This window comes from Aerosakkonema funiforme FACHB-1375 (assembly GCF_014696265.1).
GTDB lineage: Bacteria > Cyanobacteriota > Cyanobacteriia > Cyanobacteriales > Aerosakkonemataceae > Aerosakkonema > Aerosakkonema funiforme_A.
Map to the genome: position 1 here is coordinate 58001 of NZ_JACJPW010000037.1, position 16712 is coordinate 74712.

General features: G+C 43.2%; 10 protein-coding genes and 1 pseudogene. 7 read left to right on the forward strand and 4 right to left on the reverse strand.

From position 1 onward, the window contains the following. Positions 1–46 precede the first annotated feature (46 nt). From H6G03_RS15680 to H6G03_RS15695, 4 genes are all read left to right on the forward strand, one after another. On the forward strand, positions 47–1720 hold the full coding sequence (locus H6G03_RS15680; protein WP_190465299.1) for a condensation domain-containing protein: 1674 nt from the start codon (positions 47–49) through the stop codon (positions 1718–1720). A gap of 62 nt (positions 1721–1782) precedes the next feature. Continuing rightward, entirely contained in the window at positions 1783–3621 is a 1839-nt protein-coding gene (asnB, locus tag H6G03_RS15685) for an asparagine synthase (glutamine-hydrolyzing) (RefSeq protein WP_190465300.1), read from the forward strand. A 95-nt stretch (positions 3622–3716) separates the two neighbouring features. Further along, the gene (locus H6G03_RS15690; RefSeq protein ID WP_190465301.1) at positions 3717–5033 is read left to right on the forward strand and encodes an MFS transporter; all 1317 of its coding nucleotides are present in this window, start codon (positions 3717–3719) and stop codon (positions 5031–5033) included. Beyond that, positions 5023–7533: a penicillin acylase family protein gene (locus H6G03_RS15695; protein ID WP_190465302.1), complete on the forward strand. Its 2511-nt coding sequence runs from the start codon at positions 5023–5025 to the stop codon at positions 7531–7533. The genes H6G03_RS15690 and H6G03_RS15695 overlap by 11 nt, the downstream gene beginning before the upstream one ends. Here H6G03_RS15695 and H6G03_RS15700 read toward each other — a convergent pair. Beyond that, complete coding sequence (locus tag H6G03_RS15700) at positions 7509–10640, reverse strand: plasmid replication protein, CyRepA1 family (protein ID WP_190465303.1); 3132 nt, start codon at positions 10638–10640, stop codon at positions 7509–7511. The genes H6G03_RS15695 and H6G03_RS15700 overlap by 25 nt on opposite strands. A gap of 978 nt (positions 10641–11618) precedes the next feature. Here H6G03_RS15700 and H6G03_RS39510 point away from each other — a divergent pair. Beyond that, positions 11619–12053, forward strand: a pseudogene (locus H6G03_RS39510) (GAF domain-containing protein); the annotation flags it as partial. Beyond that, positions 12030–13640 carry a GAF domain-containing sensor histidine kinase gene (locus H6G03_RS39515; protein WP_456057571.1) on the forward strand — a complete coding sequence of 537 codons (1611 nt, stop codon included), beginning with the start codon at positions 12030–12032 and terminating at the stop codon, positions 13638–13640. The pseudogene H6G03_RS39510 and the gene H6G03_RS39515, both read left to right, overlap by 24 nt. A gap of 167 nt (positions 13641–13807) precedes the next feature. Here the strand turns inward: H6G03_RS39515 and H6G03_RS15710 are convergent, their stop codons facing one another. Further along, entirely contained in the window at positions 13808–14362 is a 555-nt protein-coding gene (locus H6G03_RS15710) for a Uma2 family endonuclease (RefSeq protein WP_190465305.1), read from the reverse strand. 79 nt (positions 14363–14441) lie between these two features. On the opposite strand from H6G03_RS15710, the gene H6G03_RS15715 reads away from it, so the two are divergent. Next, the gene (locus H6G03_RS15715) at positions 14442–15239 is read left to right on the forward strand and encodes a DUF4058 family protein (RefSeq protein ID WP_190465306.1); all 798 of its coding nucleotides are present in this window, start codon (positions 14442–14444) and stop codon (positions 15237–15239) included. A gap of 28 nt (positions 15240–15267) precedes the next feature. On the opposite strand, the gene H6G03_RS15720 is transcribed toward H6G03_RS15715, so the two are convergent. Both H6G03_RS15720 and H6G03_RS15725 read right to left on the reverse strand, forming a co-directional pair. Beyond that, positions 15268–15492, reverse strand: coding sequence for a DUF4926 domain-containing protein (locus H6G03_RS15720; RefSeq protein WP_190465307.1), 225 nt, complete (start codon positions 15490–15492; stop codon positions 15268–15270). Between the two features lie 499 nt (positions 15493–15991). Further along, positions 15992–16612, reverse strand: coding sequence for a M23 family metallopeptidase (locus H6G03_RS15725; RefSeq protein WP_190465308.1), 621 nt, complete (start codon positions 16610–16612; stop codon positions 15992–15994). Positions 16613–16712: the final 100 nt, after the last annotated feature.

Here is a 16712-nt window from a genome sequence, read left to right on the forward strand (position 1 = left end):
GCTGAAAAAATTAGTAAAACTGTTTCGCAATTCAAGGAGATAAAAAGTGAGTGAGCTTTTAAAGCGTCTTGAGCAACTTTCACCAGAAAAACGCCAACTTCTGGAAATGTTAATGAAAGAAGAAAGTGTAGCGGCTCAAACTACCTACGTAGCACCTAGCACGCCAGTTGAGGCGGCGCTGGCTAAGATTTGGGGTCAGGTACTGGGGATCGATCGAGTAGGCATCCACGACAACTTTTTAGAGTTGGGAGGAGATTCGATTCAGAGTATTCGGATTGTAGCTAAAGCTAACCAAGCAAGTCTTCAACTCAGTACAAATCAACTTTTTGAACATCCGACGATCGCAGAATTGGCAACAGTTGTAGGTGCGATTTCTCTTCGCGAGGCACAACAGGAAGCTGTAGTAGGCTCAGTACCTCTAACTCCTATCCAACAGTGGTTTTTCGAGCGCAATTTTGCTGAAAATCATCATTGGAACCAAGCTTTTCTGCTAGAAATAAATCGAGATATAGACCCCTCTTTGCTAGAGGAAGTTGCTCAGCAGCTACTCGTACATCACGATGCTCTGCGCCTCCGATTTCAACAAAAATCGGGAATTTGGGAGCAAGTAAATATGGGTTTGGAAGAGAAAGTTAGTTTTGCTAAATTCGATCTTTCAACTATTCCAGAGTCAGAGCAAAAATCCGCTATTGAAAGCATAGCAACAGAAATCCAAGGCAGCTTCAATTTATCAGCAGGGCCATTGATGAAAGTGGCGTTTTTTGAACTGGGTAATCAAAAAACGAACCGCTTACTGATTGCCATCCATCACTTAGTAGAAGATGTAGTTTCCTTACGGATACTTCTGGAAGATCTCCAGGCAGCTTACGAGCAAATTAGTAGTGGAAAAGCTATTTCCCTTCCAGCTAAAACGACTTCTTTTAAACAATGGTCTGAACTACTGACCGAGTACGCTCGATCGGCAGAGGTTAAGCAAGAATTATCTTACTGGTTAGCAGAACCTCGGAGACAAGCTCAACCTTTGCCGAGAGACTACCCCGAAGGAGCTAACATTGAAGCCTCGACTCGCGTTGTTTCGGTATCTCTAAATACAGAAGAAACTCAAGCTTTACTTCATAAAATTCCGGCAACTTACCAAACACAAATTAATGAAGTGTTGCTAACAGCTTTGGTACAAACTATTACCGAATGGATGGGAAGACGCGACCTTCTGATTGACTTAGACGTACACGGACGAGAAGAAATTATTGAAGGTGTGAACCTATCCCGCACAGTTGGCTGGTTTACAAACTGCTTTCCGATGTATTTCAACTTGACGGATGTGGAAACTCCGGTCGATCGGTTAAAGTCGATCGCACAGCAGCTTCGCCAAATTCCCAAGCGGGGGATGGGTTATGGTTTGCTGCGTTATTGCGGCGACGATAAGACGATCGCACAAAAAATGGGCTCTCTTCCTCGACCGGAAATTATATTTAACTACTTAGGTCAGTTCGATCGCATTCTACTCGAATCTTCTCCATTTCAACTAGCTCGCGAATCTCACGGACTGAGTATTAGTCCCCGCAACACTCGACCCCATTTGTTACTCGTTTTGGGGAGAATCTTGGAAGGACAACTGCAAATGAACTGGGAATACAGTGAAAATATTTACCGACAAAGCACTGTAGAAAATCTGGCTCAGCGCTTAATGGAAGAAGTGCGTTTGTTGCTCCCTCAGTGATATTTAAAGCGGTCAATGATGCGCGAAAAATTTTGAAATTCGGTCACGGAAGAGAGAAATTTATGTGCGGTATTGTAGGAATTTTCTCGAAAGAAAAACCGATTTCGGCAGAAGCGTTAGCAAAAGCAACGCAGCAGTTGAAATATCGTGGCCCAGACAAACAAAATCACTGGATTGCTTCCCATCAACGGGTGGGATTGGGTCACGCTAGATTGAGCATTATCGACCTAGCAACGGGAGATCAGCCGATCGCAAATGAAGACGAACAGCTGCACCTGATTGCCAACGGCGAGTTTTACGATTTTGAACGAATTCAGAGCGATTTGAAACAAAGAGGACACCGACTTCGCACCCATTCCGACAGCGAAATAGCACTTCACCTGTATGAGGAATTTGGCACCGAATGTTTGCAGCATTTGCGCGGTGAATTCGCATTTATCTTGTGGGACGAATCCAAACAACTCCTGTTTGCTGCACGCGATCGCTTCGGCATCAAACCGCTTTTTTACACAATAGTTAACGACACACTTTATCTAGCATCAGAAGCCAAAGCCTTATTTGCCGCAGGCGTGACGGCTCGTTGGGATGAAGAGTCATTTTTCCAACAACTATTTCTTTACTTAAACCAAGACCGCACATTATTTGCAGGCGTTTATCAAGTACCGCCCGGTCATTACCTTCTAGCAACTCATCAAGGCATACAAATTGTTCGCTATTGGGATCTCGATTACCCCACACTTGATGCGCCTCCTCCACCTAGAAACGATCGCGAATATATCGAACAAGTTCGTTACAAATTGGAGGAAGCTGTTAAACTCAGACTGCGGGCAGATGTGCCAGTTGGCAGTTTCCTCAGCGGCGGTCTCGATTCTTCTGCTGTACTCGGTATCGCTGCAAAATATAGTAGCGAACCCATAAGAGCTTTCACGATCGCTTTCGAGGGAGTCGGTTACGATGAAGGGGAAATCGCTCGCGAAACAGCAGCAAAAGTGGGAGCCGACTTTCAGCAGATTCCCGTCAACTCTTCCGATTTTGCTGACAATATTGCCGATGCAATTTGGCACGCTGAAATTCTCGATACTAACTGTCGTGGTGTCGCCAGATATTTACAAAGTCGCGTAGTACACGAGCTAGGTTACAAGGTTGTACTATCGGGCGATGGTTCTGATGAAATATTTGCCGGATACGGTAATATCAGACAAGATTTGCGAGGAAATTCCGCATCTGGTCACAGTACGCCAGCATCTTTAGCTGGGGTACAGGAAACTTTGGGCTTTGTGCCATCTTGGTTGAAAAACGTAGCAGTAGATAGAGCTTTTTTCCATGTTCTCTTAGCACCAGATTATGCTGCCAAATTTGCCGATCGCGATGTCTACCGCATCTTTTTGAACCAATTCGATCTCCAAGGACAGCTATTAGGGCGCGATCGGATTTTACAATCGCTATATTTATGGTCGAAATCAATCTTGCCTAATTATTCTTTGTTTGCCGAACGTCTGGAAATGGCAAATTCCGTCGAACTCCGGTTGCCATTTTTAGATCACCATCTTTTTGAGTTAGTGCGCCAAATTCCCGTTTCGCTGCTGACATCTGGAACGCGGGAAAAATATGTATTGCGAGAAGCATCCCGACCTTTTTTAACCGACACAGTTTACACCCGTCCCAAACATCCTTTCACCGCTCCACCTGCTACTTTAACAAACAATCGTTTGTACGCATTGATGCAAGATTCTTTACGCAGTTCTGTGATGGCATCGGTGCCGTTTTTCGATCGATCGACTGTGATTGCCTTGCTGGATGAACTTCCCAACATGGCTGAGCGCAAACGCATCGCGTTAGAATCAACGCTGATGATACTATTGTGTACGTTCTTTCTCCAAAAACGATACAATTTATCGTGAATTTGAAATTTTAGATTTAAAATTTCAAATTTTTGGTTAATGCTTGCCGGAAACATTAGCAAATCTGAAATCTAAAATCTAAAATCTAAAATCATATGAAGGTTTTTATTATCATTTGGTTTGGGCAACTTATCTCGCTAATCGGTTCCGGTCTGACGAGTTTTGCACTGGGTATTTGGGTATATCAGCGCACTGGTTCAGTCACGGATTTTGCCCTCATTTCTCTGTTCACTTTTCTACCTAGCATCTTGCTATTACCGATCGCAGGCACTTTTATAGACCGCTGGAATCGGCGAATAGCTTTATTAGTAAGCGATTGCGGCGCAGGTATCGGCACTCTGGCTGTTGCTTTGCTACTGTTTGCAGGTCAATTGCAAGTTTGGCAAATCTACATCGCTGTGGCAACTAGCTCTCTTTTTAGCGCTTTTCACTGGCCAGCTTATCATGCTGCGATCGCACAACTCGTTCCCAAACAACATCTCAGTCGCGCTAGCGGTATGGTACAATTTGCACAAGCAACTTCGCAACTTGTCGCACCAGTACTCGCAGGTTTATTAGTTAGCAAAATTCAGATTCAAGGCGTCATCCTAATTGATTTTGTCACTTTTATTTTTGCCTTCGTAACGCTGCTGTTCGTCCGCATTCCCAAACCGGAGACTATCCCCGAAAACGAAGATAAAAAGAAATCTTTACTGCAAGAAACATTATACGGCTGGACTTATATTTCCACACGCCCCGGACTGTTCGGACTGATGATATTTTACAGTTTCAGTAACTTTACTTTAGGCATTGTCGAAGTTTTGTTGACGCCATTAGTTTTGAGCTTCACCTCTAGTACCGTCCTTGGCACTATCTTATCTATTGGCGGTAGCGGAATGCTTTTGGGTAGCGTTGTCATGAGTGTATGGTCGGGGTTAAAACGCCGTATTTACTGTATACTTGGCTTCACTCTGTTGCAAGGTTTATTATTATGTATAGGGGGATTACGACCTAGCGCCCCACTCATTGCTGCCGCCGCTTTTGTTTATTTATTCAGCTTGCCGTTTATCTTGGCTTCCAGTCAAGCTATTTGGTTTACCAAAGTCGCGCCGGATGTGCAAGGACGGGTGTTTGCCGTACAGCGCACGATCGGCTTATCATCGTTGCCATTTGCTTATATAATTGCAGGGCCGTTAGCCGATCGCATTTTCGAGCCACTGCTTGCCGTTAATGGCCCACTAGCTCCAAGTATCGGACTGACGATCGGCGTAGGACAAGGGCGCGGCATTGGGTTAGTATTTATTGTTATGGGAATTCTTAATATGTTAGCAGTTGCGATCGCCTACCTCTATCCACCCCTACGCTTAGTAGAAAATGAACTACCCGATGCCATTACACAGATTGTAAATATCGCAAACGAACATGAAAAATAAATTAATTAAAGCACTCAAAATTGTCGGTACAGGTGTCCTCGCAGTAACAGCTATAGCTGGCGGTTTGGCTTTTTATACTGTTCGTAAATCCTGGCCGCAAGAAACAGGCACTATTAAAATATCCGGTTTAAAAGATAAAGTAGAAGTTTTTCGAGATAAATGGGGAGTCCCCCATATTTATGCCTCCAACCAACACGATTTATTCATGACACAGGGCTATATCCACGCACAGGATCGCTTCTGGCAAATGGATTTTTGGCGGCATATCGGTTCGGGTCGCCTAGCAGAAATGTTCGGCAAATCTCAACTAGATACCGATAAGTTTTTGCGGACATTGGGATGGGCGCGGGTAGCACAACAAGAGTTAGCACAACTCGATCCCAACACCAAAGCAATCTTGCAAGCTTATGCAGATGGAGTTAATGCTTATCTCAAAGATCGCCAAGACGGTGCTATTAGTTTAGAATACACTATCCTCAAACAATTAAATCCAAAATATCAGCCCGAACCTTGGCAACCTCTCCACAGTTTAACCTGGGTGAAAGTGATGGCATTGGATCTCAGCACCAGTTTTGATAATGAAATTCAAAATGCTATTTTTTCCAAAAGTTTAACGTCATCTCAATTGAATGACCTGTTTCTTCCTTATCCCAAAAAGCATCCCCTAATTGTTCCCAATCCAAATAATGCTAATAGTTTTGATAAAACTGCTTTAGTTAATCCTGACGCTCCGGCAGTTGATTCTGCCTTACAGCCGATCGCCAAACAGCTTAACACTTTAAACGGCTTATTAGGGAAAACCCGAAATGGCATCGGTTCAAATAGTTGGGTGATTTCAGGTAAGCGCAGCGCCACAGGTAAGCCTATCTTGGCAAACGATCCTCACTTGGGCATTCAAATGCCTTCGATTTGGTATCAAGTCGGTTTACATTGCACTGCCAAAACATCTGATTGTCCCTACAAAGTTAACGGTTTTTCCTTTGCGGGAATGCCGGGAGTTGTCATCGGTCATAACGATCGCATTGCTTGGGGTTTTACCAATGTCGATCCAGATGTGGCCGATTTGTATATTGAGAAAATCAATCCCAATAATCCCAATCAGTACGAAGTTAATGGGAAATGGGTTGATATGAAACTCGTCAAAGAAAATATCCAAATCGCTGGCGGCGATTCCCTTTCCCTGACAGTGCGTTACACCCGTCACGGGCCGATTCTCTCAGACACTTATAAGGATCTGGAAAATTTTAATCAAAAAACTAGCATAAATCTACCCCAAAATTACGCGATCGCTCTGCGTTGGACAGCGCTGGAACCGGGCAATAGCTTCCGGGCAATTTTCAATATTAACCGCGTCCAAAATTGGAATGAATTTCGCAATACTGCACGAGAATTTGATGTGCCGTCCCAAAATCTCATTTATGCAGATATTGATGGCAATATTGGGTATCAAATGCCCGGAAAAATCCCCATTCGCGCTAGTGGCAACGGGCGCTATCCCGTGCCCGGTTGGACTGACAATTATGAATGGAAAGGTTACCTTCCTTTTTCGCAACTTCCCTTCGCTTTTAACCCGCCCCAAGGTTATATCGTCACCGCCAACAATGCGGTAGTTGGACAAAATTACCCATATTCGATCGCACAAGATTGGGATTACGGTTTCCGCGCTAAGCGAATTGTGGAGATGATCGAGTCACAAAAAGCTCCCATTTCTGTAACCTATTTTCAGCAGATGCAAGGGGATAATAAGAATTTAAATGCCGAAAATTTAGTACCGATTTTGCTAAAAATTCCTTTAAATGACGATCGCTTAAAGCGGGTACGCAATATTTGGGTAGGTTGGGATTTCCAAGACAATATGGATTTGGCTGCCCCGGCTTTGTTTGCGGCTTTTTGGAAGCACCTTTTAGCTGACACATTTCACGACGATTTACCTCAAGATTATTGGCCAGACGGTGAAGATAATTGGTTTGAAATAGTAGGTCGCTTGGTGCGGCAACCGAATAGCCGTTGGTGGGATAATAAAACAACGCCTGAGATTGAAAATCGCGATCGCATTTTCCAACAAGCTTTTACCAAAGCAGTGGATGAATTGGAACGCACCTTGGGTAAAGACCCGACTAAATGGCGTTGGGGCAATTTACACACCGCCACTTTCCGCAATGCTACTCTAGGCAAATCAGGAATTGCTCCCATTGAAGCACTGTTCAATCGCGGGCCATTTCCTACTTCAGGGGGCGGTTCAATTGTCAATGCCACAGGTTGGGATGCCAGCAAATCCTTTGAGGTGGTATGGTTACCTTCGATGCGAACGATCGTCGATTTGAGCAATTTGCAAAACACCCTCAGCATCCACCCTCCCGGACAATCCGGTCATGCTTTTCATCCCAACTACGATAATGCGATCGAACTTTGGCGAAAGACTCAATATTATCCCATGCTTTGGGAACGCAGTGCAGTGGAAGCTAATAGCAAAGCTCACCTAACACTAACTCCGAAGTGACTGCGCGACTCTAAATCTAAACGTCTCTGGCTGAGAGTTTCTAAAATTAACGTATCGCGTTTATGCCAAAGTTGAAAAATTTCCTCTCGTCCATCATCAAGAATTTCTGGTGCGATTCTATAAACCTTAGTTTGGTTTCCCTGTACCTCGTCCACCTTAAAATACTCCAGCTTTAATCCCAACAGACTAAGAAGTTTATTGGCGAGTTTTATAGAAGTAACGGTATACCTTTCTGTTTCCATCGGAATATTGATACCAATAGTCTTTTTAATTTGCTTGCTGTATCGAAACGCCGTTTCTTTCAGACGAATCAAATCTGCATCTGTCTGACGAAATTCTCGCTCCTGTTCTAAAAATTGCTGTACTCCCAACGCTAAAAGCGCCTCAACTTTCAAAGTATACACATTGATATCTGGCAAAAAAACTTTGCCTTCGCCTCTATAAAGTTGCAGATGCCATTCTTGGAAATCTCTAATTCGGAAATACTCGCTTTCATGAGTTAGATAGTAATGCAGCAGCAATTGCGAATAATATCCCTTGTCATCGCGCAGCTTCAACTGCGGAGTTACCTCTACCCCGTAACGCTGTCGCAAGATGTATTTATCTATTTGATTTTGTTCGTCATCAGTTAGCGATCGCTTCCCTAACAAGCGATCGTATTCTTTATGGCTGATATCGCAAGCGCAGGCAACCGCACAGGCAGATTGGAATTCTGCTTGCGTGCGAATTCTCTTAATTTGTTTTTTGATAGACTTAGATTTTTGGCTGCGTTCGTAAAATTCTTTTTGCACTTTGACGATTTGCAGTACCAAATTCTTTCTAATTTCGAGATCCGCAGAATTTGTGGCGATCAATGCCATGCGTAAATCCCTCACAATATCGGTTGGAGAAACATCGCTAATTACATTCACCCGATGCTTTTCTGCCATCAAACCTTCTAACATTGATTGACGATACAGGGCGATCGATCCATTTACCCTCGCCGCCAACTTAGCCCAAATTCTCAGATGAATCGGATCGCAAACAAAAGGTAAATCGACATCAACCTTATACAAAGGACTCATCAAAGCTAAATTTTCCTTGTGATTTTCCTGATACCATTCCGATAGCACGCGGTAATTTTTACTGCCACAACCGATCGAACCGATACCGCGTTTGGCACACCAGATAAATCGCGGCATATTAGCACGCACTCTCGCTAAAGCTTGTCGCGCTTCCCAATCTGGAATTACTCCTTGAAAGATACCATAAACGCGATCGAAATGTTCCCCATCAATACTCACACCAGTACCCAGACTGGGAGTGACGAAAACAGCGTCATATTCCAAAGCTTTTTTATTGATATCTTCGACAAAATTTACCGCTTCGTGACCGGATGTGCGGGTTGTTTGACTGCTGACTACTAGCGTTTTGGGATATTTATGGATCAACTGTTCCAAACGCTGTTTGATGTAGCGATCGATCGTTTCGCAACTGTAACGCCCAGAGCGACTATCGGTAGTAACATAACACTTTTTCCCCGCAATTAAGTCAACTTCCAACTGTTGAATTAGCAATGTTGGGTTTGGGGTATCGTAAAAAGTGACATCCCAACCGCGATCGCATTGCCATTCATTCACCGCCACCCACGGCGAAATCTCAATTCCAGACAGTCCTTTGAGATAATCTAGGGATAAATCTGATAAATCGGCATCTTGGGCAATCACTAAACCGCCACTTTGCAATACGGTAGCAATTAATTGCTGAAATACTCTTAAAATTAAGATTCTTTTTTCCTTGCAAGTGTTGCTGTTGAGGAGATGCCACAAACATTGTTCGACTTCATCCAAAATGACGATCGCACCCTGCCATTGCGACGGGTTTAACTTCCAAATTGAATCGATGCAAAGTCCAAGCGATCGCGTCTGGGGCATTGGCAGAGACTGTCTTATTTCTTCACACCTGTAGCTTGTTTCCGCGTCACGGCGATGATTCCCATGCCCTATGCCCCATTTCACCCCGATTTTCTCGCACAAAAACTGTCCTAATTGGATTCTGTGGGTAAGCAATAAGATCGGCTGACCTCTTTTTTTCGCTGCTTCTATAAGCGGTAAAAGCGCGGTGGTTTTTCCCGTACCTTTGGCAGACTTAACTCCCACTAATCCAGATGCGGGAAAAGGCAGATTTTCCAGATAGGGACGATTGAGAGTTAATGCGATCGCATAGCTTAACTCGGTATGGGGTTTGGTTTTGGCAATATCGGTTTCACAGTCGGCGCTAGCTCGATAAACTAACTCGAAAGCAGCAGCACCTTGGGCAACGATAAAATCATCAACACCTTTTTCCATTCCCGGAAGTCGGATAACTTTTACCGAACAAGATTTGTCATTGAAAAGTTTACCGAGTTGTGCGATCGCATTGTTAACTGCCCGGAGCGTCTTGGGTTTAGTTTCATAATCAAAGCAAATATAAAATGTGCGTACTTTCTCAGTAAATGGGAGAAACTCCGGTATTAACTGCCGAGAAATAACATTACCTTGAAAATCTTTGCTCGATCGGTAGCCGTTACTGATTCCCGGTAATGCGATCGCCGCATATCCTTGACTCAACAAAGCAGCTGCTTTCTTCGCACCTTCGCAGATAATTACAGGAATTTTTTCTGCGACTACCCACTGCCAAAATCCCAGCGCTTCCCCAGTTTCTGTAATAACAATATTCTCTGGCATGGCAACGTTGTAGCGCCGAGAAACCTGCTGCCAAACGTGCAAAGGTACCCGCAAACAAAAAACCCGCGTCGGTGTTTTGGGGGGATGTTCGTACTTGATTGACTTGCCCTTTTTGTTGAGCCTGGGACGATTTGGCTTATAGCACCCCCACTTCATCTCGCGCCAATTGTTGAGCGGGTCGAGTCCCGAACACCACCAGCCTCCCGCAGCGATAAAAGCGTGGCGACGAAGCCAGCTGCTGTGTTGTATCCCCGCACTACACATAGCAGGCGATATCCACAAACGATCCACGACAGCATCTGCTGTCAGCGAAATGAAATTCAGCGCGGCAAGCTTGCAGTCAATGCCGCTGCACGATACTAATTCTCGAAAGTGTTCCGGGTCTAAACTGAGTGGACGCATTTGCTAGGGGCTAGGGACTAGGGGCTAGGGGCTAGGGGAAGAGGGGAGAGGGGGGAGTGGGCGAGTAAATCCAAAATCCTTGCATCGGGTGACGCTTCATCGATTCCTTTACTTCCCTGTCGTAAGTTAGAGCAACTGGGATCTAAAACCTTACACTAGCCGTAGGGTATATTGCAACTTAGGCTACGCTACTATTAGCGTAGTCTTCAAATCCAGCAATATTGCCATTGCCAAATTACATTATTTGTGATACATAAAGTAGCGCAGCCTGGTTAACCTCAGCGATTTTAGGTTGCGATCGTTTTGAAACCATCCCAAAACTAACTTTGTAGGTTGGGTTGAGGTACGAAAACCAACGCTTCAGTTGAGTTTGTCTTCACTCAACTCAACCTACGGGAAAATGGCGAGGGTATTGTTGTAGCATCGGAATTAATCAAATATCTGTATGGTTTTAACTTTCACAAAATCTAGGGGAATACAAAAAGAAGAAAATGCCAAACACCCTTAGTGCTAGGTTAATTCGGGCGCTTTGGAAACGAAAAAGTTTGATTAAAGTCAATGTAAATTCTTGTAAAAAATTATAGATTATGGAGCCATAAATGGGAATACTTTCATCGAGCGTGTAAATTAGAAATATCTAAACGCGCTATCCCAGCTACTATAAATATAAAGCAGATGGCTCAAGTTAATTTTAGGAAACTCGTTACTAAAAGAGAAATATCAAATGTCATCAATGACATTACCAATGCCATCGGCACTTCTATTTGTATCGAGAATGCAGATGGTAAGAAATTGCTGGATACGCAAACTAATAATGTGTCTAATCATCGGTATCCGGTAGAGCTTTCCGGAGAAGCGATCGGCTGGGTGAGCGGAGAAGAAAAAGCTAGTGCTGTGGCTCGGTTGCTTTCTTATATAGTCAAGCAGGAATTTGAGAAAAAGTCACTTGCGGATGAAGTTTTAAAAAAATATCACGAAATGGAACTTTTCCGCGATATTTTTACCAGAATTACTGCCAGCCTCGACTTGAAAGAAGTAGCTCAGTCGATCGTTGAAGAAGCGGGAAATTTGATTGAAGCTACAAGTGGCTTAATTATGCTACTCGATCGCGACACTTGCCAGTTGGAAATTCTGTCTGAGTTCGGTCAAAATTGTTATAGTAAAGAGCATTTGATGCTAGGCGAAGGTGCGATTGGGAGAATTGTTCAGAAAGGCAGAGGAGAAATAGTAAACAATGTTTTATGCGACCCCAGATTTGTCAGCAGTCAGTCACAAATAGGCTCTCTAATTTGCGTACCTTTAAAGACAAAAGACCAGATAATAGGTGCGATCGCTCTTTTCGGCGACACAGATATTACCTATTCTACGGAAGACCTACAACTGCTGACCGTGTTATCTTTGCAGGCAGCAGTAGCGATCGAAAATGCTTTGCTTCATCAAAAGCAATTGCACGAAAGTCGTCGAGAAGCGTTAATTTTTAAGTTAACCAACCAAATCCATAATTCCCTCGACCTCGACACGATTTTGTCCACAACGGTGAGAGAACTGCGTAACTTCTTAGAAGTCGAACGCTGTCTGTTTGTCTGGCAACGCCCTGCTTTACTGTGCATTGAAACAAATTGCCCGATCGACCTCAATGTTTGGCCGGAAAATCAACAGAATTGGGAAGTAGTTCACGAAGCTAAAATCCCGGAATTAACCAGTTCGATCGGTTATTACTCAAGCGCAGAAATTGGTGCCTTTACCAAGAAACTCCTCAATAAGGGAATCATTTGGATGGATGAAGTCAAAATGTCTCCCGATGCGGCAATTCAACAATCATTAGAAAAGCTTGATTTTTCTGCCGTGATGGCATTTCCGATCCAAACTCATTTTGAAACAATTGGCATATTGATCTGCGGTAACAGTCGAGAAGCGAAAACCTGGAGTGCCCAAGAAGTGTTACTGTTGCAACAAGTTGCCAATCAACTGGCGATCGCTCTCCATCAAGCAGCGCTATATAATGAAGCTGCGATCGCTGCTTTTGTCGCCCAAGCTAAAGCAGAGGAACTGCAACTCACCCTACAGGAATTGCAGCAAACCCAAACTCAACTAATTCAAAGCGAAAAAATGTCTAGTTTGGGGCAATTAGTGGCAGGAGTTGCCCACGAAATTAACAACCCCATTAACTTCATCAACGGCAATCTCTGCCATGCCAAGGAATACGTTAACGACTTATTTAATCTGCTGCAACTATATCAGCAGCATTACCACGATCCAGTTGCAGAAATTCAAACTTTTATGGAACAAATCGAACTGGATTTCATGGCAGAAGACTTACCGAAACTATTATCATCCATGCACTTGGGTGTAGACCGCATCCGTCAGCTTGTCCTGTCCCTACGCAACTTTTCCCGCCTGGATGAAGCGCAAATGAAACCCGTAGACATTCATGAAGGTATCGATAGCACTTTACTAATCCTGCAAAACCGCATGAAAGCGAAAGGGGAAAGCCCAACTATTCAAGTTATTAAAGAGTATGGCAAGTTACCTTTAGTGGAATGTTATGCGAGTCAGATAAATCAAGTATTTATGAATATTATTGCCAATGCGATCGACGCCCTGGAAGGGTTCAGCAGACAAGAACTTAACTCACTACATACAATTCGTATTCACACCCAAGTTATCGATACCAAACCCAGAATTTTGGAAACACAGCAGCAAGCAGCAGCTTACTTAGCAGAAGCTACCACAGGTAATAATTCTAATTCTGACCACATAGTTATTTTAATTAGCGACAACGGCCCAGGTATGAACGAAGAAGTTCGTTCTCGTTTGTTCGACCCCTTTTTCACCACAAAACCTGTCGGTAAAGGTACTGGTTTAGGACTTTCCATCAGTTACCAAATTGTCGAGAAACATGGCGGAATACTCAAGTGTTTATCTCAACCCGGACAGGGCGCAGCTTTCTGGATTGAAATCCCGATTCGCAATCAATTGAAAATTGTAGCTAAGGGCTAGAGCGCCAGTCCACTAGAATAAATTGACAAAAAAAACGAAATATGTATTATGTAGGGGCGAAGCATTCGGGCGACAATCGATCGCAATTATGAACAATCTTTCTCCCCGAATGCTTCGCCCAGCCGAGGTTTATATACACATACACATCTTATTTCTTTTGACTTTTGCTATATCCTTGCTAATCGAAAAACTTGCTCAGCCGTAATTTCTAAACCATCAAACAGCGAATCAATTAACAGTGTATCTCCCATATAAGTCTGGGGTGGCGCATCAGGATAAAAAACTGTAATGCTTCTCGCTTGACTATCTACCACCCAAACTCGCAGCACCCCTGCATCCAAATAATCTCTTGCTTTGCTAGCCAATTGCCCAAAACTTTGTCCCGGCGAAATAATTTCAATAACTAATTCTGGAGGAACGGGACAAGCTTCATTTTCCATCCAATCTGGTGCTAACTTCTGATGAGAAATAAATAAAATTTCTGGTGTAGGCACCCAGCTTTTTCCCTGTCGCGTCAGTACGACAGCCCATTCTACCGCGACTTCTCCCTTATCTTGACCCCAGTTTTCCAGCAATCTCAGTAGTGCCTTTGTGAGTCTGGAATGAAAAAATTTCGGTGACATTTTTGCTATTGCTTCACCATCGATTAATTCGTAAGTTACATCGCCTTCTGGTAGGGCGAGAAATTCATCCAGAGTGAGTTTGTTTTTTGCTTGGAGCATAAGCTTCCTATTTAGTTGTAGACTGCTATAATTAGTTTATATTACTAAATCCAGAGTCGCATTGATAGGAGGTAAACCAATGCCTTCACCTTTTCCAGGCTTTGACCCTTATCTAGAAAATCCTAGTTTTTGGCCGGAAGTTCATAGTCGGTTAATTGTAGCCCTTGCAGATTCTTTAGTTCCTCAAGTTCGTCCTAAGTATGAAATTGCCATTGAAAAGCGCATTTATGAAATTAATAGCTCTAATGGTGATAATTCTATATTAGTGGGTGTTCCCGATCTAGCGGTTAAACGTCAATCGTCCAATATTAATCAATCCCCTTCTCAAATCGCTGTAGCAGTTGCTTCATCTCCCGTTCAACCGATCGCAGTTAATGTCCCGATCCCGGAAAAAATTAAGCAAAATTACTTAGAGGTAAGAGACAGAAGCACAGGTTCAGTTATTACTGTAATTGAAATTTTATCTCCTGTTAATAAACGTGCTGGTGAAGGAAGAGATAGTTATCTCCAAAAACGTCAGCGTATTTTAGGAAGTTTAACAAATTTAGTAGAAATTGATTTAATCCGAAGCTTCCAACCGATGCCAATTTTAGAAGCTGATATTCAGTCAAATTATCGAGTTTTAATTAGCAGGCATACTCATCGACCGCAAGCTGAATTATATGCTTTTAGTTTCAAAGATTCTCTTCCTAGCTTTTACCTGCCTTTGCGTTCGGAAGATATTGAGCCAACTGTTAATTTACAGCAATTATTTACGGAAATTTATGATAAGGCAGGTTATGATTATCGGATTGATTACACTGCTGAAATCGTTCCTGCTTTATCAGAACAGGATAGAATTTGGGTTCAGGAGTTGTTAGCAAAAGCTGCGGAATAGAGCGACGCCTAACCAAACAAATTAATGATTATGTGAGAACTCGCGCTTGGGCGATTTCTCTGTCACCGATCGCACGCACTTGAGAACTAAATAATGAAATAATTGCAATAGCTTGTCCGGTGACTGTCATAAATTCTACTTCATATCCCAAACCTTCTTGATGTACTAATACCACAGTGCCAATATCGCCTGTTTTTAAATTATATTCTGGTAAATCGGTGGTTAAAGCAACTCGGTCTAATTCAGTAATCATTTTGGGTAATTTGAGGAATTTTATTCTAGTGGGTATGCGCTGACAACATCTTGCACCTGTACCTGCACGCGACTGGTATTAAAAGATGCCTTAATCGGCGGTGTTGTCCACGCCCGCCGGGGACTCAAGTCCCCGCCTAATAGCGAAAGTCCACTGAAGTGGACTGGTAGAAAAGATTAGTCCGTTAAAACGGACTTGCGCTATTAGCCAGGGGTTTAAACCCCTGGCGGGTGAAAACTTTGGTGCAAGATCTCGTTTAGAGCTAATTGCTTGGCTTTCTTTTGGTATAGCACTTCAGCACAGAAACAGGATTTTTTGGAAAAAACCGGTTTCTTGTTCGGTAGAAAATACCGACTTTCTTATCAGGCGCAACGTGCGATTTGATTACCAACAAATGTCGGGCGGGTCACCTACGATAATTAATCGCTTTGGTAAAAAAATGCAAGGTGACGTACCCTACTACTTTGGGATTGGTATATTAGTTGTCGATCCTAACAACCTACGAAGTATAGTAGTTAGGATAAGTAGGTACGCCATTAGAATTTTTGCTCAAGACATCTGGATCTGAGAAAGAACTTGGTAGGCTTTCAGTAACATAATTTCCTGATTTGTTGCTAAAACCACCAGCAGGAATGTTAATGGGAGTTTTTTGAACTGAATAGTGTAAATGATCGCCTGGAGTGCCAAGTACATATCCAGTTTTACCACTTTGAGCAATTGGCTGGTTTTGACTTACATAATCGCCTACATTTGGCAGTACACTATTATATTTTAAGTGAAGGTACACAGCCGATGTTCCGTCTCCATGATCGATAAGTACATAGTTGGTGTATTGTGACCAACCGTTTAGAGAAGATATTCTCGTTTGAGAACCTTCGTATAGACTGACTACTTTACCAGCTCTTGTAGCAACTACTGTACTGCCTTCAGGCATATTAAAATCCCAGGCATAGCGGTTAAACTGATCGGAGTGGCTGGTTCCGTTGTTATTTCCTTGGGTAACTTGATAAGTCTTACCGTCTGGGTAAGGAAGTTGGTATTTACCAGTTCCCGTTACATCAGCAAACCAAGTTCCTTTCGTTCCCGTATAAACAATGTCTGTCCATTTTTCATTAGACATCTCCAAAAATTGCCAAAGCCTTTATAATATTGGTTTTTGACTGCCTGCCCCCTAAAGGGCAGGCAGTCAAAAACCAACGGTTACATAGGGCTTTGACAGT

Excerpts from the sequence above, each read along its gene's own strand:
- asnB (WP_190465300.1), top strand. The coding sequence starts at position 1,783 with ATGTGCGGTATTGTAGGAATTTTCTCGAAAGAAAAACCGATTTCGGCA.
- H6G03_RS15690 (WP_190465301.1), top strand. The coding sequence starts at position 3,717 with ATGAAGGTTTTTATTATCATTTGGTTTGGGCAACTTATCTCGCTAATC.
- H6G03_RS15695 (WP_190465302.1), top strand. The coding sequence starts at position 5,023 with ATGAAAAATAAATTAATTAAAGCACTCAAAATTGTCGGTACAGGTGTC.
- H6G03_RS15700 (WP_190465303.1), bottom strand. The coding sequence starts at position 10,640 with ATGCGTCCACTCAGTTTAGACCCGGAACACTTTCGAGAATTAGTATCG.
- H6G03_RS15710 (WP_190465305.1), bottom strand. The coding sequence starts at position 14,362 with ATGCTCCAAGCAAAAAACAAACTCACTCTGGATGAATTTCTCGCCCTA.
- H6G03_RS15715 (WP_190465306.1), top strand. The coding sequence starts at position 14,442 with ATGCCTTCACCTTTTCCAGGCTTTGACCCTTATCTAGAAAATCCTAGT.
- H6G03_RS15720 (WP_190465307.1), bottom strand. The coding sequence starts at position 15,492 with ATGATTACTGAATTAGACCGAGTTGCTTTAACCACCGATTTACCAGAA.
- H6G03_RS15725 (WP_190465308.1), bottom strand. The coding sequence starts at position 16,612 with ATGTCTAATGAAAAATGGACAGACATTGTTTATACGGGAACGAAAGGA.